General features: G+C 56.7%; 24 protein-coding genes. 12 read left to right on the top strand and 12 right to left on the bottom strand.

The window, feature by feature from the left end:
• Positions 1–8 precede the first annotated feature (8 nt).
• Positions 9–812 carry an ATP-binding protein gene (locus ACUZ9P_RS13835; RefSeq protein WP_449250138.1) on the top strand — a complete coding sequence of 268 codons (804 nt, stop codon included), beginning with the start codon at positions 9–11 and terminating at the stop codon, positions 810–812.
• A 159-nt stretch (positions 813–971) separates the two neighbouring features.
• On the opposite strand, the gene ACUZ9P_RS13830 is transcribed toward ACUZ9P_RS13835, so the two are convergent.
• The 7 genes from ACUZ9P_RS13830 to trpS form a co-directional block, all read right to left on the bottom strand.
• Positions 972–3,143, bottom strand: a complete 2,172-nt coding sequence (locus tag ACUZ9P_RS13830; RefSeq protein ID WP_449250137.1) for an EAL domain-containing protein — start codon at positions 3,141–3,143, stop codon at positions 972–974.
• A 479-nt stretch (positions 3,144–3,622) separates the two neighbouring features.
• Positions 3,623–4,189, bottom strand: a complete 567-nt coding sequence (locus ACUZ9P_RS13825) for a lipid-binding SYLF domain-containing protein (protein ID WP_449250136.1) — start codon at positions 4,187–4,189, stop codon at positions 3,623–3,625.
• Between the two features lie 49 nt (positions 4,190–4,238).
• A complete protein-coding gene (locus ACUZ9P_RS13820) occupies positions 4,239–4,847 on the bottom strand; it encodes a hypothetical protein (RefSeq protein WP_449250135.1) in 609 nt (202 codons plus the stop codon).
• Between the two features lie 454 nt (positions 4,848–5,301).
• On the bottom strand, positions 5,302–5,940 hold the full coding sequence (locus ACUZ9P_RS13815; RefSeq protein ID WP_449250134.1) for a DUF599 domain-containing protein: 639 nt from the start codon (positions 5,938–5,940) through the stop codon (positions 5,302–5,304).
• 199 nt (positions 5,941–6,139) lie between these two features.
• A complete protein-coding gene (locus ACUZ9P_RS13810) occupies positions 6,140–6,541 on the bottom strand; it encodes a pyridoxamine 5'-phosphate oxidase family protein (RefSeq protein WP_449250133.1) in 402 nt (133 codons plus the stop codon).
• A gap of 85 nt (positions 6,542–6,626) precedes the next feature.
• Positions 6,627–7,067, bottom strand: a complete 441-nt coding sequence (locus ACUZ9P_RS13805) for a MarR family winged helix-turn-helix transcriptional regulator (protein ID WP_449250132.1) — start codon at positions 7,065–7,067, stop codon at positions 6,627–6,629.
• A 163-nt stretch (positions 7,068–7,230) separates the two neighbouring features.
• Positions 7,231–8,298, bottom strand: a complete 1,068-nt coding sequence (gene trpS, locus ACUZ9P_RS13800; protein WP_298993669.1) for a tryptophan--tRNA ligase — start codon at positions 8,296–8,298, stop codon at positions 7,231–7,233.
• Positions 8,299–8,659: 361 nt separating this feature from the next.
• On the opposite strand from trpS, the gene ACUZ9P_RS13795 reads away from it, so the two are divergent.
• Positions 8,660–9,088 (top strand): cupin domain-containing protein, encoded by a 429-nt coding sequence (locus tag ACUZ9P_RS13795; RefSeq protein ID WP_022659158.1) that lies wholly within the window; start codon positions 8,660–8,662, stop codon positions 9,086–9,088.
• A 173-nt stretch (positions 9,089–9,261) separates the two neighbouring features.
• On the opposite strand, the gene ACUZ9P_RS13790 is transcribed toward ACUZ9P_RS13795, so the two are convergent.
• Genes ACUZ9P_RS13790 through ACUZ9P_RS13780 form a run of 3 tightly spaced genes read right to left on the bottom strand, consistent with a single transcriptional unit; the run spans position 9,262 to position 11,946 of the window.
• Positions 9,262–10,119 (bottom strand): DMT family transporter, encoded by an 858-nt coding sequence (locus ACUZ9P_RS13790; protein WP_449250131.1) that lies wholly within the window; start codon positions 10,117–10,119, stop codon positions 9,262–9,264.
• Between the two features lie 34 nt (positions 10,120–10,153).
• Positions 10,154–10,921 carry an alkaline phosphatase family protein gene (locus tag ACUZ9P_RS13785; RefSeq protein ID WP_449250130.1) on the bottom strand — a complete coding sequence of 256 codons (768 nt, stop codon included), beginning with the start codon at positions 10,919–10,921 and terminating at the stop codon, positions 10,154–10,156.
• A complete protein-coding gene (locus tag ACUZ9P_RS13780) occupies positions 10,921–11,946 on the bottom strand; it encodes a hypothetical protein (protein ID WP_449250129.1) in 1,026 nt (341 codons plus the stop codon). Before ACUZ9P_RS13780 ends, ACUZ9P_RS13785 begins: the two co-directional genes overlap by 1 nt.
• Positions 11,947–12,165: 219 nt before the next feature.
• Between ACUZ9P_RS13780 and ACUZ9P_RS13775 the strand changes: the two genes are divergently transcribed.
• The 10 genes from ACUZ9P_RS13775 (at position 12,166) to ACUZ9P_RS13730 (ending at position 22,802) form a co-directional block, all read left to right on the top strand.
• Positions 12,166–13,257 (top strand): glycosyltransferase, encoded by a 1,092-nt coding sequence (locus tag ACUZ9P_RS13775; protein ID WP_449250128.1) that lies wholly within the window; start codon positions 12,166–12,168, stop codon positions 13,255–13,257.
• 185 nt (positions 13,258–13,442) lie between these two features.
• A complete protein-coding gene (locus ACUZ9P_RS13770) occupies positions 13,443–13,928 on the top strand; it encodes a hypothetical protein (RefSeq protein WP_449250127.1) in 486 nt (161 codons plus the stop codon).
• Positions 13,929–14,067: 139 nt separating this feature from the next.
• Complete coding sequence (locus tag ACUZ9P_RS13765; protein WP_449250126.1) at positions 14,068–15,255, top strand: glycosyltransferase family 2 protein; 1,188 nt, start codon at positions 14,068–14,070, stop codon at positions 15,253–15,255.
• A gap of 260 nt (positions 15,256–15,515) precedes the next feature.
• On the top strand, positions 15,516–16,706 hold the full coding sequence (locus ACUZ9P_RS13760; RefSeq protein WP_449250125.1) for an ABC transporter permease: 1,191 nt from the start codon (positions 15,516–15,518) through the stop codon (positions 16,704–16,706).
• Positions 16,707–16,767: 61 nt separating this feature from the next.
• On the top strand, positions 16,768–18,753 hold the full coding sequence (locus ACUZ9P_RS13755) for a glycosyltransferase (protein WP_449250124.1): 1,986 nt from the start codon (positions 16,768–16,770) through the stop codon (positions 18,751–18,753).
• A gap of 19 nt (positions 18,754–18,772) precedes the next feature.
• On the top strand, positions 18,773–20,230 hold the full coding sequence (rfaE2, locus tag ACUZ9P_RS13750) for a D-glycero-beta-D-manno-heptose 1-phosphate adenylyltransferase (RefSeq protein ID WP_449250123.1): 1,458 nt from the start codon (positions 18,773–18,775) through the stop codon (positions 20,228–20,230).
• Between the two features lie 25 nt (positions 20,231–20,255).
• A complete protein-coding gene (locus ACUZ9P_RS13745) occupies positions 20,256–21,257 on the top strand; it encodes a glucokinase (protein WP_449250122.1) in 1,002 nt (333 codons plus the stop codon).
• A 289-nt stretch (positions 21,258–21,546) separates the two neighbouring features.
• On the top strand, positions 21,547–21,954 hold the full coding sequence (locus tag ACUZ9P_RS13740; protein ID WP_449250121.1) for a Fur family transcriptional regulator: 408 nt from the start codon (positions 21,547–21,549) through the stop codon (positions 21,952–21,954).
• Between the two features lie 104 nt (positions 21,955–22,058).
• A complete protein-coding gene (locus ACUZ9P_RS13735) occupies positions 22,059–22,598 on the top strand; it encodes a bacterioferritin (protein WP_449250120.1) in 540 nt (179 codons plus the stop codon).
• Between the two features lie 15 nt (positions 22,599–22,613).
• Positions 22,614–22,802, top strand: coding sequence for a rubredoxin (locus ACUZ9P_RS13730; protein WP_298993699.1), 189 nt, complete (start codon positions 22,614–22,616; stop codon positions 22,800–22,802).
• A gap of 129 nt (positions 22,803–22,931) precedes the next feature.
• Here the strand turns inward: ACUZ9P_RS13730 and ACUZ9P_RS13725 are convergent, their stop codons facing one another.
• Together ACUZ9P_RS13725 and ybaK are read right to left on the bottom strand one after the other, a co-directional pair.
• Complete coding sequence (locus tag ACUZ9P_RS13725; RefSeq protein WP_449250119.1) at positions 22,932–23,783, bottom strand: PhzF family phenazine biosynthesis protein; 852 nt, start codon at positions 23,781–23,783, stop codon at positions 22,932–22,934.
• 131 nt (positions 23,784–23,914) lie between these two features.
• A complete protein-coding gene (gene ybaK, locus ACUZ9P_RS13720) occupies positions 23,915–24,403 on the bottom strand; it encodes a Cys-tRNA(Pro) deacylase (RefSeq protein ID WP_449250118.1) in 489 nt (162 codons plus the stop codon).

Genomic DNA, 24,403 nt, shown 5'->3' with positions numbered 1-24,403 from the left:
GGGATTGCATGAAGATTGCCGTTTCTGGCAAGGGCGGCGTGGGCAAAACCTCCATCACCGCCTGGCTTGGCGATTATCTGGCGCGGCGCGGAGAAAAGGTCTGGCTTGTGGATGCCGACACGGCGCTTTCGCTTGGGCAGGCCTCTGGTCTGGCGCGGGCTGATCTGCCAGAGGCCCTCACCCAGCGCGCCGCATTGATTGAAGAGCGTATTCGCCCCGCTGGCAAGGGCGGCATGATGGATCTTGATCCGCATGTCAGCGATCTGCCCGAGGCTCTGTCAGCGCCCCTGCCTGTTGCAGGAGATGGGGGGAAAACCGCTGGAGACAAACGCCTCCTGGTCATGGGTCCCTTGACCAGCGCCGGGGGCGGCTGCGCTTGTGAAAGCAACGCCCTGCTCAAGGCCCTGCTGGCGCATCTGGTGCTCGACAGGCGTGAGTGGGTGCTGGTGGATATGGAGGCCGGGGTGGAGCACCTGGGCCGGGGAACCGTGGCACATGTGGACGCCTTGCTGGTGGTATCCGAGCCGAGCATGCGCTCGCTGGAAACAGCGGCGGAGGTTGCCCGCATGGCTGGCGACCTGGGACTGCACCGTCAGGTGCTGGTGCTGAACAAGGCTACTCCTGATCAGGCAGCAGACCTGCCGCCTGTTGCCGATCTGCCGCAACAACGCGTCAGCATGCCTGATCTTGAGGCGCTACGGGCGCGTCAGTTGCGCTCTGGTTCTGTTCTGGGGCTGGGCGACGAAACAGAACAGATGTTGGATAGCTTTTGCGCCAGCCTGTTGCAAAAAATCGAAGGCGAATCCGTCTAAAGAAGGTAGCGCAGGCTTTGCCCGTCACGCTGCCTTGGCCCTGTCTGACAGGGTCTGATTGAGGCAGATTGGTGAGCGTTCAAGCTATAAAGTTCAGGCCCCGGTTATGCCGGGGCTTTTTGCGTGATGGGGCATGCGGAAAAAACGTCTGCTGCTGCATTAGGCTTCCTGATCCTTCTGCCCGTTGTAGCGCAGCACAAAGTCCAGGCAGTCCGCACCAGAAAGCGGGCGGCTGAAATAATAGCCCTGAAACGTATGGTAGCCTATGCCCGTAAAAACGCGCAGCTGCTGCTCGTCCTCCACGCCCTCCACCACGGTGGTTATGCGCAGGCTGCGGCTCAAATCCAGAATGCTGCGCACGATCTGTTCCTGCACGTTGCTGTTGAGGCTTTCTGTGAGGGATCGGTCAACCTTGACCGTTGTCACGGGGAAGGCGCGGATGTAGCGCAACGATGTGTGACCCATGCCGAAATCATCAATGGCAAGGCGTACTCCAAGCACACGAAGGCGGGTAAGCAGGTCGAGAGTTCGGGCGTCCGGCTCCAGAATGGAAGATTCCGTGATCTCCAGTTCAAGCTGGGTGGGGGTAAGGCCCAGACCGTGCAGCGTACCAAGCACCATCTGGGCAAAGTTGGCATTGCGCAACTGGCTGGGAGTGATATTGACGGCGATCACAAGGTCATGCGGAACCGTGGGCTGCCATGCAGCGCGCAGTTTGCAGGCCTCAAGCAGAACAAATTTGCCCAGCCGGTCAATGAGGTTTGTGTCTTCGGCAAGCGCAACAATAATGGGCGGTGCCACAGGACCATATATGGGGTGATTCCACCGCAGCAGGGCTTCCACGCCTGCCACGCGTTTTGCTGCATGGTCGCACTGTGGCTGGAATACAAGATAAAGCTGACCGTCATTGGCGTTTAGCGACCGTTCAAGGTCTGAGGCAAGCGTGTGGGCAAGGCGGCCCACTTCGCCGGGAATGTTCAGGCACTTGCGATTGTCGGGAGACCCAGAATCGCAGCGATTGGCAACTTGCAGCAGGCTGTGCATAACCTGCTTGCCGTGCTTTTCGCGCACTGCGTCAGAGAGAGCCACAAAGGGCAGGTAGATGAGGAAGCCCAGCCCAAGGTTTATCATCTGCAAAATGGAACCGTTGATGCTGCCGGTCGCGACATAGCCGCTGATCAGCGGGGGGGTGGTCCAGGCAACTCCCACCGTGGTATGCGGCACAAAGCCAATAATTGTTGCAAGGTAGGCCACTACGGTTTGTACCGCTGGCACCAGAAGAAAGGGAATGGCAAAGGCGGGGTTGAGCATCAGGGGGATGCCGAAAATAAGCGGCTCATTGACGTTGCACAGGGCCGGAACCAGCGCAAACAGGCAGAGTTTTTTCATGCCCCAGTCGCGGCAGCGCATCAGAACTGCAAAGCACAGGGCCAGGGTGGAGCCAGAGCCGCCCATGCGCGTAAAAGTATCAAAGAATATTTTTGTGAACACAAAAGGCGGCTGGTTGCCATACATTATGGCTTTGGCATTAACGAGGCCCGCAGGGCTGAGGATGTTCACATCCACAGAATTGAGCACGTTGGGGCCATGAGCGCCGAAAAACCAGAGCACCTGCGAGGTGAAGCTGTAGAGCAGGCCAAAGCCGAGGCCATTGCCGCTATGCTGAAAGGGCAGGGTAAGCAGCTTGCTTGTTGCGGCATGCAGGTCTGTTGCTCCCCATAGCGTCAGCAGAAAGCGGATAAACCCGAAAAGCAAGATTGTCGCCATGGCCGCTGGCATAACCGTGACCACATCGCGTACAACCGGATCATGCCCGGCCATTTCTTCCGACAGATGAAAAATCCGGTACCGCGCCAGGCGCACAAATACGGCGCTGCCCGCCATGGCCACGCACATGGCAAGCAGAAGGCCTCTGTCCATGGAAAAGCTGATGGTCCAGGAACTTGTTTCTTCCGGCGCAACAATGACAAAAAAGCAGGAGAGAACCACCAGCGAACTCAGCATGGGGCTGACTGCTGGCGCAGAGGGATTGGTGAGGTTGGCCCGCATGGCGCTGGCACCGCCCAGTGCGCAGGCCAGCGCCAGGGCGGATATGCCGAATGTGCCTGCCACAAGGGTGTCGCATGCGCGCATTCCCACGGGGCCAAGCAGGGCGTCAACGGCGTTTTGCGCACTTTCAAACGGCAGATTGCGCAGCAGCAGGGTGAATGAGCCGATCATTATGAGCGGCAAAACAATGAACAGCCCTCGCCGTATGGCAAGAAAAAATGGCCTTCCGCTCAAATTATCAAGCAGGCACAAGAGGGATTGGGCTAGCGGTTTGCTGTTCATATGCAGAGTGTCGCTTGCAAGTCCACCTTCTACGGCTCAGCGTGTTCGGTCAGGCTGTGAGCCGTTTATTCAAATTCGTGTCAAAGACCCATAAAGGCACCGGCATCAGAGTTTGCCGCGCCAGCCTGCAAGCTGTCTGCAATTGCACCCGGCAGGAAGGACCATTTGAGCGATCCAGCCATGCACGTTGGATGACTTATTATCAACCTGTGTAATATCAGGCTAAAAAACAATCAAGAGGTCAGGGATGTTAGCGGCAAAGATCGTACAATTTTCAGAAGAAAGGGAGGAGGGGCAGACCGGCATGCGGTTCAGACGGTGATTGCACTTGTAAGCTTGAGCCCAAGAACGAGTATGACCACATCACGGGTTCACTATCTTCAACCGCATGCGCAAGAAAAACGGCGGCCTACCTTGAACCGTAAGCCGCCGTTTATGCATTTCAAAAGGCTGAATTTTGAGTATGTGAAAAACAGAGGCTACTTGCCCGGATGTATTTCAGTTATTTTGCTACCCTGAATACCCAAGCCAGCCATCAGCCCCTTCTGGTTGAAGAAAAATGCGTACACTCCAGAGCGAGCCGTGGTAGTGGTAAACGATCTGGCCATACCCTCATCCACAACAACCACGCTGGGGCCGACACCTATCTCCCATCCTTCACTGCTTTTCAGATACTTCAGGTCATCATCCGAAAGAAAAAACAGAGCATAGCCAAACTTCTGTATACCGGCCTGCAGCCCGTAGGATGCTGCAACGCTACGATAGAAGCCCTTGGTTTTGCCTCCAACCCGCAGGGCGCCTTCGCCGAATTGACCGCCAATGATAAGGCCGCCCTTGACTATGTTGGGAAAGACAAGGATTCCCTTGGCTGCGCTTCCCATTTTTTTTGCCGCCGGGCTTGAAGCGTATAACTGGTTTAACGCAGCAGTAACATCATAATTGATGGATGCCGCGCTGTCGGCCACGGAGGGCGCTGGAAGAGCAACGACCATGAGTGCAAGCAGGGATAAGAAGATCATCAAACGCCGAAGAATTTTCCCGTTCATTGACCATTCCCTCATTAATATGCCCCTTGAATACACCAGGCTTATAGAATCAACGCTTGGAACCTTGCTTGGAGCTCTGCTTAGAGCTCTTCCGTACGGCGATATCAACAACCTCAAGATAACTTATGCCCAGCGTATCCCCGGCCTTAAGTTTTTTGAGGTTCTCTGGATTTTGCACCTTGACCACCACCACAGAACCGTTGGCGAGTTCAAGCTTGGCCAGCTCGTTGACTTTATCCATGGCAAGTATCTTGGCGGTAAAGTTCGATTCTCTTACTCCCATGCCTTGCGGTTGGGATCCGGGTTTGGCCCTGACAACAGCAGTAGCCTGTTCGTCAGCCACAGAACCAGGCTCCGCCAACCACACTGTCAGTTCACGCCCGTAGGAAATATCGACCATATCTCCTTTCTTTACGCGCCGCAGATTAACGGCTTCCTTGCTCACATGAATAATAAACAAATCACCTTGAAGGCTGCTCAAGGTTACCTTGCGCGCTTTCAGATCAACAGCTTCAACCTTTGCCACCGTGCTCTCAATCTCAGAGCTCATCACCAGCGTTTCATTTGGCTGGGCAGAAGGTTGAGGGGCGTTTTTGCTGCAAGCCACCAAACATATAGTCATAAGTCCTAGCACCAATCCAGAAAATACAATCTTCATGCCTTTCCCTCCCATGGTTGACTTTTTCATTTGATTACAAACATTCTTTGACAAGAATAAAGTACCTCTTGCCTACTAAGCCGTCAATTATATCTGATTTGCGTCAATGTTAAAACAATGCGTATACCTAAATAAACTGCATATAAAAACTGCATGCTAGTGATGAAAATGGTGAGTACGCCGTTAATTATGCTTACAAAAGTCGTTCATATCAGATAGACAAATACGCGATGCTGCAACAATGAAGATAGAAGTGTGTTATAAAAAATGGATAACATCATCGTATGGACTGTTATTTCTATCAGTATATTTTATTTATATGGTGGTATTTATAAAAAATTAAACGTAATATGTATGTATATGCGTTAACTAGTGCTTAAATGCAGATTTTTTTACAAGATTACTAAGGGTATCAGTGGAAAATATTTCAAGATTATATCTGATTTGATTTGTATTATGGCGTTTTATCAAGAACAAAAATAATGCTGATCAAAAAGACAGTGCCAAAAATCATGAACTGCGCGCCAAAAATCCAGAAAACCAGCGGCACGGTGAAATAGAAGGCGCGCATTCCCAAATAAAAATGGTTTGCACCCATATTCAGGTATTTTTCTGCCATGCTGCCAGGCTGGTCGGAATTCTGTTGCCCGGCTTCCGCGCCCAGCATAAAGGCCACATGCGTGTAGAGCCTGAGAGATGAGGCAAAGCAAAAAAAAGCCAGAAAAAAATTCAGCAAAAGGGCGAGAATCTTGAAGGCAAACATGCCCGGCTCCACCGAACCAAAAAAGTTCAGCGAGTGCCAAGTATGCCGGACATTTTCCCCATTGCCTGTAAGGGAGAGCACGCCCACAGCCAGCAAAACGCTTGTTGAGGCCATGAAGGTTGAGGCCATGGTGGCGTTGCGCAGGGTTTGCACGGCAAGAATGCCATTCTTTTTTTCAAGAATGGACTCCACCCACTGAACCCTTGCCGTCCGCGATATGCCGTGGATTGTGTAGCCGGGATTGGATGATTCCCTGAAACGGATATAGAGATTGTATGCGGCGTACAGAGCCACAGAAATACAGAAACACAGCAGGTCAAAAGTATACATCTGAACCCCCCGAAGGCGTAAAAGTCACTGCGCCTTTGCCCGCAAGCTCTGTATACCCCCGCATGCCGATCCGAAGCAACCGATGTACTGATAGGGCAGGGCATGACTATTGCCGGGAGGCCGCACCTTCAGCCTCGCATGTCACGCAAAGCTACTCTCCAGTGGCTGGCATGCTGGGCTGAAGGTGCGGTTTATCGTTCTAGAAGCTGAAAGACTGAGGCGGGTTGCCGCTGAAATCAAACATGAAGGCCGTGCCGTGATCAACGCTGAAAACCGTAAAATCGGGGTTTTCTGCCGAGCCGTAGATGGAGCGCACAAGGGCGTTGTTTTCAATGATGCGCCGCTTGATTGCCATGTCATCGTCCAGATTGGCCTGACCTTTTACGCGCAGGGTTTCCATCTTGGGCGACATGCAGGCAAACTCCAGCCGGGGGTCGCTCTGCAACTGGGCAAAGGTTTCTTTTGAGCGCGCGGTGCAGAACCACAGGCGGCCATTTTCCGCAAACTGAAACTGAAAGGGCCGCACGCGGGCCGCGCCGGAATCAGAAGTGGCAAGAAAAACCGTGGTGTTGGCTGCAAGAAAATCGATTACTTTTTGCATGATGAACTCCTTTTTATTCTATATCGAACTATTGTTTCACAAAAAAAACATCCATAGCACTGTGCGTTGGATGCTTTTGCGGGTATCAGAATATGGTTTTCAGGCTGATGTTGCGCAGCACTCTTTCCAGCCCGGCAACAAGGGTTTCCCTGTCGGTTTGAGGCATGTCGCCCCACACGGCATCAAGCAGCGTCTGGGAAATGGCGTCAAAATCAGCTTTGGCAGCAAGCGCTTTGGCGGAAAGTGAAACCAGCGTAACCCGCGAATCCTCCTGCGAGGGAGCTTTGGTTACGTAGCCCGCCTGCTCCAGTTTGCCGACCAGCGTGGTCACGGTGTTTTTTTGCTTGCCTATGGCTTCGGCAAGCGCGCTCATATGCATGGGGCCGCGCGTAAACAGGGCCTGCAAAATGGCGCCGTGAGAGGGGGCCATGCCGCCGTGCCCGCGTTTTTCAAGTTCGGCAACTATAAGGTTGTTGGCTTGCTCGCGCACCCGGCCTATGAGGGCAACAATATGATCGGTCTTCATGGGGGAAATTTATTTCGATATAGAACTAATGTCAAGCCTATCATGAGCAGCGCAGCGCAGAAAAAACAAAAATCCCCGGCACCGCCTGATGGCACTGCCGGGGATGGCTGGTATGGTACGGCGCAATTATCTGCGCTTCGGGCAACCCGCCTGAGTGGGCTGCTTACTTGGATTGCAGCTTGAGTCCCGCTTCAAAATGGTTCAGCTTCATGGCCCGGCGAACCTTTTCAAGGGTTTTGGCGGCCTTGCCATAAGCCTTTTCCGTACCTTTTTTGAGCACGTCAATGACGAAAGGAATGTCCTGTTCGTATTGCTGCCTGCGGGTGCGGATGGGGCTGAGGATCTGCTGCATTACCTCGTTGAGGAACTTTTTTACCGCCACGTCGCCAAGACCGCCGCGTTGGTAGTGGGCCTTCATTTCGTCCAGGTTGGGGTAGGGCGAATTGAACTTGGCAAAGTCTTCCGGCACGGCAAATGCGTCCAGATAGGTGAACACGGTATTGCCCTCAATCTTGCCGGGGTCGGAAGCCTTGAGGTGGCCTGGGTCGGTGAACATGCTGAAAATCTTGTCGTGAACTTCCTTTTCGGAGTCGCTCAGATAGATGCAGTTGCCGATGGATTTGCTCATCTTGGCCTTGCCGTCAATGCCGGGCAGGCGCAAGCAGGCGGCGTTCTGTTCCAACAGTATCTGCGGTTCCACCAGGGTTTCGCCGTAGGTGCTGTTGAACTTGCGCACGATTTCCACAGTCTGTTCAAGCATGGGCTTCTGGTCTTCACCTACCGGCACGGCGGTGGCTTCAAAAGCCGTGATGTCTGCCGCCTGGCTGATGGGGTAGGTGAAGAATCCCACGGGAATGCTCTGCTCAAAATTTTTCTGGGCAATCTCTGCCTTGACCGTTGGGTTGCGCTGCAAGCGCGACACGGTGACAAGGTTCATGTAGTGGAAGCTCAGCTCATAGAGCTGCGGCAACTGGGACTGAATGAAGATGGAGGATTTTTCCGGGTCAATGCCGCAGGCAAGGTAGTCCAGCGCCACTTCAAGTATGTTGTTGCGCACTTTTTCAGGATTGTCGGCATTGTCGGTCAGAGCCTGGGCATCGGCCAGCATGATGTAGATTTCATCAAATTTGCCAGAATTTTGCAGCAAAACGCGCTGCTTGAGCGATCCGGCGAAGTGTCCGATGTGCAACTTACCCGTGGGGCGATCCCCGGTCAGAATGATATTGCTCATAATGTTCTGCGTATGCCCAGGGCAAGGGCATCAGGAACGCAGCCTCCATGCGTGAATTTTTTGTAGTAAGGAGCGGGCTTGCTCCATAAATATGCAACCGTGCCGCAATGTTTGCACATTCGGCAGGCGTAGGCTTTTGCCTATACACCAAGCATGCGCAGGCCACAAGGGGCAAGGCCGGTTGAGACGAGACTTTGGCGTTTTGATTGGGAAATAATTCACTTGCGAGGGGTGGGGCATGGGCGTATGTTCAGGCCGTCAGCCACAGATTGCCACCTGTGTGTCGGCGTTCATTGTTCCAATGTGATTTCAGGGTATTATATTGTATTATGGCGAGTGTTCATGTAACGGGAGTGTGATCATGAAAAAGATGCTTTTTGCCGCAGCGCTGTGTTCTCTGGTGTTTGCCGGAACGGCTCTTGCGGGCGAACCGCAGCTCTACCCAAAGGATTCTTTGAAAACCTGGAACCGCGATAAGGTGGCGGGCGGCCAGGGGACCCTGTTCGGTCAGTTCGGCTTTACCCGCAATGATGCCTCCAAGGACATGGTCATCAAGGAAATCGGCTGGATGACCCTGCAACCGGGCGCTTCCATTGGCATGCACAAACATGAAAACAATGAAGACGCCTACATCATCGTTTCCGGCGAGGGCGTGTTCACCGACAGCGCGGGCAAGGAAACCCCTGTGAAAGGCGGCGACATCACCATCGCCCGTCCTGGCGATACCCATGCGCTCAAATGCAGCGGCAACGTACCGCTGGTATTTCTGGATGTGATCGGCCAGCGCTAACGCTTCGGACGGTCAGGGCAATATCAGCCCGATAAATATACCCCATCAGGCAAACAAAGCACGGCAGTCCGTACGCTGCATCTTTGAAAGTCTGATGGGGTTTGTCTTTGGTGGAGCAGGTTTTATTCGGGATGCACTTTGGGCTTTAGGGCAATATCATCCAGCTATCTGCACTATTCGCTGGTTTTATCCGTGGTCAGCAGAAATACTGCACTGAGAACCAGCGCGCCGCCCAACCAGCCGGAAGCGCTGAAACTTTCGTTCCAGAACAACCAGACCCAAAGAGTGCCGAGTACTGGCTCCAGATGGCAGGTAACGGCGGCCCTTACAAGGCTGATGCGTTTCAGCCCCTGCCCGTAGCAGATGTAGGCCATGTAGCAGGTGAGCAGCCCCAGGGCAAACAGCCAGCCCCATGTGTCGGGGGCGTGATCCACATGTATCGGGCCGCTGATGCCAAGAGCCACCACGCCGCCCAGCAGCATGAAGCCATAAATACTGGCTGTGGAATAGCGGCGTTGCCACCAGCGGTAAAAGGGATAGTGCGTGGCGTAGCACAGGCCGGAGAGCAGGCCAAAACCAATGCCCTCAAGGGATGTTTCGCCCGGCAGGCTGCCGCCGGAAAAGCAGACCAGCGCCGTGCCGGAAAGGGCAATAAGCACGGCCAGCGCCTTACGCCGTGTTATGTGCTCGCCAAATAGAAAGCGCGAAAAAACAGCAACCCACACTGGGGCCGTATACAGCAGCACCACGGCGGTCGCGCCGCCGCTGAGCTTGATGGCCATTTGCATGGCCCCGAAAAATACCCCAACGCCCCATGCGCCAAAGAGCATAAATGTCAGGGCATGGCGCAAGGGAATGCGCAGGCCCCCGGTCAGAGCTGCATGCGCCAGGAAAAAGGCGCAGCCAATGGCCGCTCGCCAAAAGGCCGTTTCAAGCGGCAATACGCCCGCATGCTGGCAAAACTTGGAAACAACGCCCAGCAGCGACCACAGCAGGGCCGCCAGCAAAATCCATACATAGCCGTTAAACATGTTCTGCCGCATGATATTGGGGAGGTGCAGGGGGTTATTCAATGCAGAGCGCACGGCATACAAGCCCTGCAATCTGCGTCTGATCTGTGGGCAGCGGGGTGTTTTTAAACCCTTCGCCCACCAGCCACATGGGAACCCGGCGGGTGGCTTCGGTGTTGTCGTTATGGCTGCCGTCGTCGTCCATGCCGTGATCGCTGGTGACCAGCACCGCATAGCCTGCCGACGTCCATTCCGGCAGCCAGCGGGCCAGCAGGCCATCGGCCCTGCGGGCGGCATCCCTGTATTCCTTGCTGTTTGCGCCGTGCAGATGGCCCGCGTTGTCGATGCCCATGCTGTGCGCCAGCAGCAGATGCGGCTCATGGCGTCGCCGGAGGCAGGCCGCATCGTGAAAAAGCTCATCGTCCGGGTAGGCATCCGTGCAGTAAAACAGGCCGTGGGCAATGGGCAGGGCCACATCGTCTGTAATACGGTCACGCCCCGGCTCAAAGGGGGCTATGTTGCACAGTTCACTCATCCAGTGGTAGGCAGCGGCGGCGGTGGTCAGGCCTGCGGCCTGCGCGCGGCTGAAAATGGTGGGCGCGGGGCAGAGCCGGGCATCATCATTATGCATAATGCCGCTTTGCGCCGGGCGTAAGCCTGTGAGCAGGGTGGCGTAAATGGGGCGGGAGAGCGGCGGCAGTTCGCCTTGCAACTCCGTATGGCGCGCCAGCCCCGCATCGGTGAGCGACTGCATGTAGCTCATGCAGCGGCGGGCCGTGGCGGCGGCAAGGCCATCCAGCAGCACAAAGACCACGCGCTGCATCACCAGTCTCCCTTGCCTGCCGGGCGGGGGCCGAAATCAAGGCCGGGGGCCTGCTCTCGCAGTTGGGCGGCGGTGAGTCCGCGCACTGCGTAATTGCGCGCCAGCCACGCCAGAAAATCATAAATTTTTTTGTACAGGGCATCGGCTGCTTTTTGATCGGGGATATTGGGCGAGCCGCCGGGCAGCATTTCTGACGAATGCCAAAACAGGCTCAAAATCCGCCCGCCGCGCGCCATGTGCTGGCGCGTAGCCGCCCGCATCACGGCGGCGCTGTGCCATACCGGGTTAGGGCTCAACGCGCCCCAAAAATGAAAGGAATCGGCCCAGGCCGCGCCTCTGGCGCACCCATGCCACAGCCGCGCCAGCGTGCGCGAAAGCGGAATCTGCGTAACCGGCGACTCAAGCAGGCCGGGGGCGTCCTCAAGCCAGTAGGGGTCGGAAGGCGCAAGAAAGTGATCCGGCCCGTCATGGAAGACGCGCAAGGGGCATACCGAACTGTCAAAAGTGATGCCTTCCTCCGCCAGCAGGGGGCGCACAACGGATTTAAGATCCCAGCGTCCCATGCGGAAGCTGGTCAGATCCGCGCCCTGAAATTCGCGTCCGGCATCCAGCAGGGTGCGCAGGCGCTGGCGCAGCAGTTCGCGCGGCAGGCGGTCTGTGCGGGTGGGCGGCCCCTGTTTTTGCGTGGCGGGCTGCGCCGTGTCGTCCCCAAGAGGCGGTGTGCTCCAGTGGTGCAGGTGCGCGGCGATTTCCGCATTGCAGTGGTCGCGCATCCAGGCCAGATGGGAACAGGCTTCGGCATTGGCAAAAACCGTGTGCGCGCAAAACAGCGTGAGCGGAAAGCCCAGTTCGCTGGTGAGGGGGGCAAGCCTGCGCAGCAGGGCCACATTGCGCACGCCGCAGCCTCGCGCCGCATAATTGCCGGAAAACAGCCCCTCTTCTTCCACATCAAGGCTCACAATCACGCGCAGGGCGGGTTTGTCTGCCTGATTATTGAAGGATGTATCGTTGGTGCAATCAGTCATTCCTCAACTGTAAGCCCAAGCAGGGCGCATGGCAATGCGGCCGCTCACCTGGAGGGGGTTGCCTAGGGCGGCATAAAATAATTGCGTGTACTTTAAGTGTATTATGATGTGGTGGCTTGGGCGGCCTTGCAAAACCGGGCGGAATGCATACAATAATGCATACGGCTGTTCGGCTTTTGCGCCGCAACTTTCAGCCGTCCGGTTATCTGAAGGAGAAGCATGACCATCCCACAGCGCATCCTCTTTTTTATGGAGGATCTTTGTTATGGCGGTACGCAACGCCAGACCCTTGAACTGGCCCGCCGCCTGGATCGAACTCGTTTTACGCCGGTCATGCTTACGCTCACTGGCCCCACTGATCTGGATGAAGCCGCACGGGATGCGGGCATAGAGCTGCACCACATGGGGCATGACCGCAAGGTGCCGCCCCTGTTTTTTGCTGCACTGTATTCAAAGCTGCGCAGGTTGCAGCCAGATGTCATCGTGCCTTGCACGGCCCTGCCCAATATCTGGGGGCGCATCTGGGGGCGGCTGGGCTGGCTTGGCGAAAAAACAGCCCCGCGTATTGTGGGAACCTGCCGTGGCGGCGGCGGCCCCAAGCGGCAACATGAACGCTGGCTTTGGCGGCTTACGGATCACATGATCTGCAATTCCGAAGCACTGCATGAAATTTTGCTGTATTTTGGTCTGCCGCAATCCCGCTTGAGCTACATCCCCAACGGGGTGGACACGGAATTTTTTGCGCCGTCCGGGGCAGCGCCCTCGGCCCGTGCACCCGAAATTGTCTGCGTGGCGCGCCTTGCGGGTGACAAGGATCACCTGACCCTCCTGCGCGCCTTTGAGATTGTGCTGCAACGCCACCCCTCGGCGCGTTTGCGCATTGTGGGTGACGGCCCGGAAGAAGCCAATCTGCATCAGTGGGCCGCGCAGCACGCCGCCGGAAGCAATGTGGACTTTATCCCCGGTGGGCTTGATATGCGCGGGCATTATGCCGCTGGGCGCATCTTCGCACTTTCATCCGTGCGCGAGGGGCAGCCCAATGTGATTCTTGAAGCCATGGCCTGCGGCCTGCCCGTGTGCGCCACATCGGTTGGCGGCATTCCACGGCTGGTGGAGAACGGGCAGAACGGTCTGCTTTCGCATGCTGGGGATGTGGCGGCCCTTGCGGAAAACTGCTGCCGTCTGCTTGAGGACGGCGCGTTGTGCGATGTCATGGGGCAGGCCGGGCGTTTGCGCGTGGAGCGGGATTTTTCCTTCACTGCCATGGTGGAGGCGCATCAGGCCGTTTTTGCCAGCTTGCGCCGCAACTGACGGCTGAACTTGTCAATCAGTCTTCTGCCCAAGTGCGGAAGGCGCAGGGATATATGGAATTAGATCAAAATTCACTGCGTGCATGCTCCAGGGCTGCACAGGCAACGCGGGCAATACGGCTCAGGCGCGCGCGGCTGAAATATGCAGTTTTGTGTCTTGCGGCGCTTTGCGTCTGCTTTTGTCTGATGACCGTGGGTGTTTTTGCGGCCCGCGCTGCCGAAGTTCAAGTCCAGCAGGAACAATCCTCCGGCACTACGGCGGAACAGCGCGGCGAACAGAAAAATACGCCCCTTCCCGCCGGGGATACAGCAACGGCAACGCCGTCCGCTGCCAACACCCCTGTGGAAGTGCGCGAACTCTGGACAGGCTCGCTCTATTCATCAACATACCGTGTGGGCGTGTGCGTTTCCGCTCAGGGCTCGGTGCGCGGCGTGGTGCACCTGCGTCTGTACAACGGCAAGGTTGACGTGTACCACATAGATGGAACGGTGCGTAACAATGATATTGAGGCGCACCATTCATCCGGGCATTCATTCAAGGGGCGTCTTGTTTCTGCCGATAAAGTCGAGGGCGTCATCAGCCTGAAGAACGGCATGAACGTGCGGCTGGAGGGCAAGCGTACTCACGATGCGCCGCTTGCGCCAGAAGACTGCGCCCCCTTGCCCCAATAAAATTGCGCTGCGGGCAGGGCGTTATTGCGCCCTGCTCGGGCATGGCTTGCCTGACATGCGTTTATAGCAAGCGCTGCAAAGGATCCATGTCCTTGCTGCCGATTGCTGATCCATCCAACAATAACATGAAGGAGTGCCTATGTTCTGGATATGGTTTTTGCTGGCCACCTCCCAATGCGCTCTGTTGTATATTCTGGCCCGCAGGGGCGAAAGCATGCCCCGCCGTATTGAGGAAGAAGCCGAGGCCAACCGCGCCATACCTGAAGACAAATGGCCCTCGGTGGGCATGATAGTGCCCGTGGCCGGGCGCGATCCGCGTATGGAAGGTGCGTTGCGCAGCCTTTTGACCCAGGATTATCCCCGTTTTGTCCCTGTGCTTGTAACAGCGGAAGAAAATGAACCCGCCGCCGAGCTTGTGGGCAGACTCAAGCAGGAGTTTCCCGCTCTGCGCCATGTGGTGGCAGGCACCGCCACGGGTTGCGGGCAAAAAAACCATAACAGCCTGCAGGGTATTGCCGCTCTGGGCGATGAAGTGGACGTCTATGTGTTCTGCGACAGCACCCACATGGCGGAACCAGATTTTCTGCGGCATCTGGCAGCGCCCATGGCCAGGGGCGAGGCTTCGTTCAGCACCGGCTACCATGTGGTGGAACCGCGCGATGACCAGCCCGTAACCCTTGCCTATACACTGTGTGTTATGCTTATGCGCTATCTGCAAGCCATGTCTGCCTTTACCCAGTTGTGGGGCGGCGCTATGGCCATGACCCGCGCGGCCTACGTAAAATACGGCGTTGCGCAGTTGTGGCTTGAAAACGTGGTGGACGACTGCTCGCTCACGGCCCTGCTTCAGGTGCGCGGCGCCAAGGTGCGGCTTTGTCCTGGCGCTTTGCTGCACACCGATGCCGTTAACCACTCCACGCCTGTCTGGCGGGCCTGGATGGACAGGCAGGTGCTCTTTCTCAAGTTTTGCATGCCCGGCCAGTGGAAGCTGCTGGGCCTGATGTGTGTTATGATGGCCCTGCCCATGGTCTGCGCGGCCCTGGCCTTTCTGGGCTGGATTGTGAACGTGGGCAGCGGCGCTGGCGTGTTGCTTGGCTTGTTCTGGCTGGCGGCGATGGTGAGCGCGCTGCATCTGTGGCGTGGCCTGCTTGCCAAGCCCGTGCCGCTGTGGCGCTGGTGCATGGCCTTTGCGGACGCCGTTCGCATGTTCACCTCTGTTTACTGGCAGAGCATAAAGTCGTGGGATATTGTCTGGCACGGCATGCGGTATGAAGTCGGCAAGGGCGGGGTAGTGTTGCGCTCTGAACACAGTCAGGGAACAAAATAGCAATGTTGAAACCACTCCTGATGGAGGCGTGGTTTGACAGTGTCTTTTTCTTTTGCGCATGCGGCCCGTGACAGGGTATGAAAATAGAGGCTTTGACATACACCCATGGTGGCGTGTACTGTCTTTTGCCCTTTTGTCACGGGCTGAATGCAATATATCTGTATGCAGCCCGACAGCAGGATGCGGCAATGGCGTTGCGCATGTGCGCGGCATAAGCCACGGCTTTTTTTATCGTTTTTTGTCAGAGTAGTGATTGCGCCATGATTGCAATGTCAGACCTTATTCGCGTCAGCCTCAGGCAGGTTGTGCGCCAGCGCGGCTTCGGGGTGATGCTTTCCATCGCCCTTGGCATCACGGCGTTTATCGTCCTGGCGGTACTTGGCCGCGAAATCCGGTACAAGGTGGGGCAGGACATGGTGCTCATGGGTGGCGTCAACGTCATCCAGGTATACATGGATGATGCCCAGTATCCCGGTCAGCCCGACCGCGAGTTTTATCCTGAAACTGTGGAAGCCCTTTCCCAGTTGCCCGGCGTCAGCCTGGTGAGCAGAAACCTGCGCGATAATAAAGCTTTCCCAATACGCGGCACCGGCGAACGCACGCTGAATGTGGATTTTATCGGCATCGACCAGTATTTTGCCGAGGTCTACTCCATTGATCTGGTGGCCGGGCGGCTGCTCAATCAGGAAGATGTGGACTCTCACAGGCGCGTATGCCTGCTTGGCAGGGATGCGGCCAGAAATTTGTTTGGCGGTTCGGAAGAAGCCATAGGCAAGCTGCTCTTTCTGGAGCAGGATGTTTTTGAAGTGGTGGGCGTTGTCAGCGGCGTTATGCTCGGCAGCTGGAGCCAGGGCGGCTTTTTGCCCTATACCACCATGGCCGACCGCAACTGGGGCCGGGGCAAGGTGCGCAGGCTCTTTATCCGCGCCATCGGGTGGGAAGACGTGCCGCCGCTTGTCAAGATTATTCCTCAGATGGTGCGCGAGCATCAGTCCGCTCCCTATATTGTGGTACAGACGCAGGAAGATCAGCTCAAACGCATCAAAACCACCTTCATGTGGGTTGAGGCTCTGCTGTGGCTTGGTATTGCCGCATCGCTCATGCTGGGTGGTTTCGGCATCTGGTACGGCACATTTGCCGCAGTTCGGGCCAGAACCCGCGAAGTGGGCCTTAAAAAGGCCATGGGCGGCTCGGATATAGACATCCTGGCGCAATTCCTGGCCGAGGCTCTTTGTAAATCTGTTGCTGGCGGCATGCTTGGCATTTTTATTGGCTGCGCGCTGGTCGAGATCGGTTCCTTATCGCTTGGAACGGGCGTTTCGTATTCACTGTTGTTTTTCAGCAGTGTGGGAAGCATCGTTTTTTCTGCCGTTATTGGCATAGCTGGCGGTTTGTTCCCTGCCATGCAGGCAAGCCGTATGGACGTGGTAACCGCTCTGCGATTCGAATAGCACACAATGCGCGGGTTGGCCCGCGTTGTTGCGGCTCTGCCGCACATGCACAAGGTGGATCATGGCACCCGTTATAGTCGCCAAAGATTTATATAAATGCTACGCTGGTTTTACACCGGTGCTGCGCGGCGTGAATTTTGAGGTTGTTCCTGGCGAGATGGTGGCCATCATGGGGCCTTCGGGCTGCGGCAAATCCACCATGTTGCACGTGCTGGGCATGCTGCACGCGCCCGATTCCGGCTCTTTGCAAATTCTTGGCAAGGATGTGCTGACGCTTGACCGTGAGCAGACTGCCAGTTTCCGCCGTGGCACCATGGGTTTTGTCATGCAGTCGAGCAACCTTTTTGACCACTCGACTGTGTTTGAAAATGTTGAATTCCCCCTGATATTTGAGAAAATTCCGCCAGAAGAACGCTGGGAGCGGGTTATCCGCGCCCTTGAACTTGTGCGCCTTTCTGCGCGTGTGCACTACCGCAGCAATCGCCTTTCGGGGGGCGAGCAGCAGCGTGTGGCCATTGCCCGCGCCATGGTCAACAATCCGCGCATCCTGCTGGCTGACGAACCCACGGGCGCGCTGGACGCCAAAACCAGCCGCCTTATCATGGATAATTTCCGTTCGCTCTGCCATACGGGCGGCGTTTCCATGGTTATGGTTACGCATGACCCCAAGATGGCCGAATTTTGCGACAGCATCTACACCCTTGAAGACGGCATTCTGCACTGCCGCCAGCGCAACCTGCCGCAGATGCCCGACACCATTTCGCACAATCTGCTCCAGGGGGTTGCCCCTGTGGTGCGCGGCGCCATGGTTGCCGAGAGCTTTCCCGAGGCTTCCGGTCAGTGCCTGATGGATGAGGCCCACCGTATGCACGCGGCGGGCCTGCTTACCCGTATTTACGCCATCCGCGATAATGGATTTCTGGGAAATCCCGAGGGCTATGCCCTGCCGCTGGCTGTGCGGCGCATTGGCGCGCTGCGTGTGCTTGCGGCCTGCCTGGGTATGCTCAGGCTCATGCGCGGTTCTTCCTCTCAGTTGTGGACGCTTTGGCGCAAACTGCCGGGGCGTGGCCGCTGGGGCAGCCGCTGGTGGGATCACCTGCGCGCATTTTGCGCCGGGGCCATGCTGGCGCGTTGGGGCCAGGAAGAAAAAATCGAATTTTTCTACGCAGTAGGAGCCCACGGCCCGGCTACGGCCAGCTGGGTTGCCTCGCGTCTTCTGCATGTGCCGTATGCCTTTGCCGTGCGCGCTCAGGATATGACTGAGCCCGGCCTCAACTGGGCCGCCAAGGGTGCGGATGCCGATTTTGTGCGCTGCGATACAGAAGCCACGCGCGATGCCATGCTGCAATTGCTGCCCGAGCTGAAAGATAAACTGCTCGTGTTGCGCGATCCCCTTACGCTCACGCCGCCGGAGGATCAGGAAGAGCAGATGCCCGCACCCGCCGGAGCCGATGCCGCCGATGATGCGGATAAAGCTGCGGATTTCAACCTGCTGGCTGTGGGCACCATTGCGCGCCGCAAGGGATACGATCTGCTGCTTCGGGCATGCCGCCTGCTGGCCGACAGAAATGTGAATTTTTCGCTGACCATTGTGGGCCAGGGGCCGGAAAAGCTGCGTTTGCGCTGGCTTGTCTGGCGGCTTGGGCTTCGTGGTTCGGTGCAGTTTGCCGGGCAGATTCCCCATGAAAACATGGCGGATATGTATACCCACGCGGATGTTTTTGTGGCTCCTGGCCGCAAGACCGCCGGCGGGGAGGCCGATGGTGTGCCTTCGGCGTTGGTGGAAGCCCTGGCCTTTGGCCTTGCGGTGGTTGCCAGCGATCTGCCGGGCCAGGCGGAAGCCATTACGGACGGCGGCAATGGACGCCTTGTGCCGCAAGACAACGTGGGCGCGCTGGCGGACGTTCTGGAAGCACTTGCCTCCCGACCCGAGGAGCGCAAACGCCTTGGCGATGCCGCCCGCAAGTCGGTAGTTACCCTTGTGGATACAGACCGCACCGAAGCCCGCCTGACCGAGCTGATCAAAAAAGCCTGCGGCAAGGCCTGAACCACGCCGGGAGAGCGTCATGAATTTTGACGGAGTACGCATACTGGTTGTGGGCGATGTGATGCTTGACCATTACATTGCAGGGCAGGTCAAGAGGATTTCTCCCGAGGCCCCGGTGCCCGTGGTGTCTGCGGCAAAACGCTGGTCTGTGCCGGGCGGTGCTGCCAACGTGGCGCGCAACCTTGTGCGCCTTGGCGTTGATGTGGCAGTGGCTGGCGTAGTGGGGCAGGATGCCGCAGCCAGCGACCTGCGCGCGGCGCTCGCGGCTGAGGGAATTGCAGACGGGCTGTCCGTTTCGCCCAGCCGCCGCACGACCTGCAAGACGCGCGTTCTTGCGCAGGGGCAGCAATTGCTGCGCCTTGACGAGGAAGTAAGCGCCCCTCTTGGCGCCGAGGAAGCCGAGGCTCTGAAGAATCAGGTTCTTTCCCTGTTGCCGGGGCGGCATGCGGTTATTCTGTCCGACTACGCCAAGGGCGTGTTGCTTGAATCGGCCAGCGGCTGCAATTTGTGCCAGATAATCATTGAAGAAGCCCGCCGCCTTGGCATCGCCGTGCTGGTTGATCCCAAGGGCAGCGACTGGCGGCGCTATGCCGGAGCGCACTGCGTTACCCCTAATGCCGGAGAATTTGACGCAGCCTGCGGGCTGGACGCTGGCGTAACACTCAGCAGACCCCGGCGCGAAACCCTTGCCGGGGAGCTGTGCTCCCGCTACGGCATTGAACGCCTGCTCATTACGCGGGGGCCAAAGGGTATGGCCCTGTTCACTCCTGACGAAGCACCTGTTTACTGCCGCGCCGCCGTGCGCGAAGTGGCCGATGTTTCCGGCGCAGGCGATACCGCCATTGCCACTCTGGCAGCATGCGTGGGCAAAGGCCTGCCCTGGGCCGAAAGCATGCACCTTGCCAATGCGGCGGCAGGGGTCGCCGTGGGCAAAATGGGCACTGCGCCCGTGTCTATTGCAGAGCTTAACGAGGCGCTGCGTGAGCAGGCCGACAATCCCAAGCTTTTTAGCGTTCAGAATCTTGTTGAAAAAATTGAAGAATGGCGCAGAAAAAACGAAACTGTGGTTTTTACCAACGGTTGCTTTGACCTGTTGCACCCTGGTCACATTTCCCTTATCCGGCAGAGCGCCGCTCAGGGCGACCACCTGATTGTGGGACTCAACAGCGATGCCTCTGTGCGCCGTCTTAAGGGGCCGACCCGTCCTATTCAGAACGAAAACAGCCGCGCCTTGCTGTTGGCTGCTCTGTCAGATGTGGACGCCATTGTGCTTTTTGACGAAGATACCCCATTTGAACTCATCTCGGCCTTGCGGCCCGATGTGCTCGTAAAAGGCAGCGACTATACCATTGACAATGTGGTCGGGGCCGATGTCGTGCAGCAGGGGGGCGGCAGGGTCTATCTTGCCCGCCTGGTAGACGGTTGCAGCACCACGGGCATCGTGCGCAAAATTGATAATCAGAGGGATGTCAGCTAGCCTCGCAGCCGGAGCTAGGGCCTACATGCAACGCATTTTCGCAGCAGATATAGGTGGAACCAACGCAAGATTCGCCCTGTTTACTGCGCATGAGGGTAACCTCACGCTCACGTCTGCGGTGTGGGCAAAATCGGCTGATCTGGGCAATACCCAGGATGTGCTGCAAGTCATGCAGCAGCTTTTACAATCTCCATTTTCTGCGGGTGATTCTCTCGTTATTGCCCTTGCCGGGCCTGTGAAGGGCCTGCGCGGCAAACTCACCAACGGGCAGTTGCGTGTAGACCTTGATGGGGTAGCGCAGCGGTACAATCTGGCTTGCTGCCTGCTGCTCAACGATTTCAGCGCGCAAGCCTTTGCCACGTTGACGCCCTGCGGCACAACGGCCGCAGTTGTGCGCAACAGCACACGATCCATTGACGAATCCAGAGATACTAGGGCTGTGCTTGGCGCTGGCACTGGCCTTGGCGCTGCCATGCTGGTGCGCTCGGGCCAGCCTGACTCTGCCGGAAGCTGGCTGGCCGTGCCCTCGGAGGCCGGTCATGCGGCCTTTGCATTTGTGGGGCCGGAAGAGCAGGCCTATCAGGCCTTTTTGGCGCGCGAGCTGGGACGCGATTATCCCACGGCGGAAAATGTGCTTTCCGGCGAGGGCATCTCCGTGCTGCACTACTATCTTTCCGGCCAGTTTTTTTATCCCCCTGCCGTGGGCGCCGAGGCCCTGTCGCACGAAACGCCCACGTTATTGTGGTATGCCAGATTTTGGGGCCGTTTTTGCCGCCAGTGGATATTGACCACCCTCTGCCGTGGCGGATTGTGGATTGCTGGCGGCATTGCCGCCAAAAATTCCCTGTGCGTGACGCATCCGGCCTTTCTGCAAGAGCTTGGTCTGGTGCCCGATATCGGCGGCATTGCGGCCTCTGTTCCCATTTATCTCATCACCGATGGCAACAGTGGCCTGTGGGGTGCGGCCTGCGCGGCTGCGGAGCATTTGTCCAGCCGTGTTCCCTGTGCTGAAAAAACGGCTAGGTAATCACACCCCTGCGGACTGATGCAATTTGGGGTTACGCCTTGACGCTTTTCTGAAAGTTATTTATTTACCCGCACTGCGATGGTATGTTTTTTATGCGCCTTGTGGGCGCACGCGCTCTAGCTGAACTGGAGCCGCCGCAAGGCCTTTTTTTTCAGCATGGGAACCATATTTCCGATAAACAGCCATTGCGCACTGTTTTTCGCCAGGCAGAAGTCTTAGTCTTTTGGTTGAGTTTGGGCTTGACAGTATTCCGCGATAACAGTAATTTTTAGCAACACTGGAGGCTGGCATGGCTCAAACACAAACACGAATGACCCGGCAGCGGGCAGTTATTTTGGAAGAACTGCGCAAGCTCAAGAGCCATCCTACTGCGGATGAGCTGTACAGCATTGTGCGCGAGCGTTTGCCCCGAATAAGCCTGGGTACTGTGTACCGGAATCTGGATTTTCTGGCAGACAGCGGCGAGATCCGCCGTCTTGAAGCTGCTGGATCAACCAAACGTTTTGACGGTGACATATCAAACCATCAGCATGTTCGCTGCATTTATTGCGGCCGGGTTGGCGATGTTGAAGACGTCAAGCAGGCCCCCACAGTTGAAGGCATGCGGGCAATGGGGTTTGCGAGTATCTTGAGTTCGCGGGTGGAATACGACGGCGTGTGCGAAACCTGCGCGAGATCGCTTGAAATAACCCAGTAACTATTGCCCGAATGTTTTTCCCTGTACGCGGCTGCTTGTGAGATTTTGCTATTCGTATTATACAAATAGCATCTTGAACCTGTTATAACCAAGGAGCTTGCGTCATGGCTGAAAACAGGGAAAGCCGGAAGGCTAAAGTCATAGAAGTACTGAACAAGGCGCGCGCCATGGAGCTGTTCGCCATCCATCAGTATATGAACCAGCACTACAATCTGGATGATATGGATTATGGCGAGCTTGCTGCCAACATGAAGCTTATCGCCATTGACGAAATGAGACATGCCGAAAATTTTGCCGAACGCATCAAGGAACTGGGCGGCGAGCCCACTACCCAGAAAGAAGGCAAAATTGTAAGCGGGCAGGAAGTGACCGCTATCTATGAGGCTGACACCAATCAGGAAGAAGCCACCATCGAAGCTTACAGCAGTTTTCTTGCCATCTGTAAGGATGCGGGCGACATTGTTTCTGCACGTCTTTTTGAACGGATCATTGACGAGGAACAGGCCCACCTGACCTATTACGATAATATTGACGGGCATATCAAAAAACTTGGCGACACCTACCTTGCCAAGATTGCCGGTACGCCTTCCACAACTGGCCCTGCCAGCAAGGGCTTTGTGACCGCAACGCCCGCAGCGGGCTAACAGGCGGGGCAGATTATGGCTGAATCCAAGGATATGTGGCGGTGCCAGATGGTCAATTGCGGCTACGTTTACGACCCCGACCGGGGCGACAAACGCCACAAAATACCGGCTGGAACCCGTTTTGAAGACCTGCCTGAAGATTGGAAATGCCCTGTATGCGGGGCAACAAAAAAGAGCTTTCGCCCTTTGAGTGACGAAGGTTAAGACAAGAATCCAACACCCTCGCGGTGAGTTTTGAAAAGACCCGTTCCCTCGTCCTGCCAATGGCAGACAAGGAGACGGGTCTTTGTTTTTTTGCGCTGTTTTTTGAGAATTTTTGAGCGGGATGGGATTTTACATGCCCTGAAGACATTCCCCGCGCACGAGCAGCCGAACCTGACCGTTCACCAGCATGTTGCCGCTGGCTTTGTCCCTGCGGATGCTGATTTCTGAGTCACGCCCCGCAAAGCGCCCCTGCCGGAGAAGTATTTCCTGCGAGGGAGAAAATCTGCTGTGCTTGTACAGGTAGGCCCCTACCGGCCCAGCGGCACTGCCAGTGGCAATGTCCTCCACCATGCCCGCATTGTCCCAGGTTCTGCCTTCCACCGCGTTGACGTCAAAAACATACGCGAATTTTGCGCCGATCCGCGCAAGCCGCGATTCGTAATCTGCCACGACAATGCGGGCCTGCTCCAGGCCTGAGGCAAGGGGCACCAACAGATAGGGCAGCCCAGTGGAAACTACTTCCAGGGGAAACCCGGCGGCAATATGGTGGGGCGCCAGATTCAGCGGCTGCAAATACGTTGTGTACTCTTCAGGCTCCGGGGTGCAGATGAATTCCGCTGGCCCCTGATCCATACAGCAGTCATATAAATCTCCCTGCGCTGCGCAGAAAACAGAAACCTGCTTGCTGTTCAGGTTGAACAGAACCGTGTTGGAGGCCTCCTGAAAAAATTCGTGCTGCACAACCGCAGCAGCGCCCAGAACGGGATGCCCGGCGAAATCCAGTTCTTCCTCAACCGTAAAGATGCGCGCGTCAAAAACGGCATCACTGCGTTGGACAAGGAATATTGTTTCAAACTGTCTGAACTCCCGGGCAATCTGCTGCATGACGGTTCGTTCCGGAAAGGCCTTGGCAATAAAAACAGTCAGACTGTTGCCGGTCATGGGCTCATTGCAAAACACATCTGCGTGGTAATACTGCATGGATGATCTCCTTGTCGGATGGGCAGATGGCTGAGCATGCGCTCCGTAAAGTATTGATGATACCTGCGCGGCAGCTTGTGAGTGTCTGCCCCGGCGGGCGGGTTTTATGCGGGAAATAACGGGCGGGGCTACTAAATGCGCGCCACTGGGGCGTATTGCCCTTCAACGGCGCGCAGCAGGTCATCCGGCTTGAGGCGCAGCTGAACGCCGCGCTGGCCTGCGCTCACAAAGATGGTTTCAAGCAGGATGGCGTTTTCGTCCACAAAAACCGGATAGGCCTTCTTGGCTCCAAGGGGGGAGCATCCGCCGCGCATATATCCGGTGAGGGGACGAACATCCTTGAGCGGAACCATTTCCACATGCTTGTTGCCAGATGCGGCGGCCAGCGCCTTGAGGTCCAGCTCCGCCGCAGCAGGGATGCAGGCCATGAGCACGCCTGTTTTGTCGCCTCTGGCTACCAGAGTTTTAAAAACGCAGGCAGGGTCAACGCCCAGATTGTGCGCCATGGTCACGGCTGACAGGTCATTTTCGTCCACGTCAGCAGTGTGCAGTTCGTAGGGAATGCCCAGGCCTTCAAGAATTCTGGCGGCATTGGTTTTGGAAACTTTTGCGGCAGACAT

The organism is Desulfovibrio intestinivivus, from assembly GCF_053570665.1.
The sequence above is the reverse complement of the archived record's forward strand: the minus strand, read 5'-3'. Positions and strand labels throughout refer to the sequence as shown.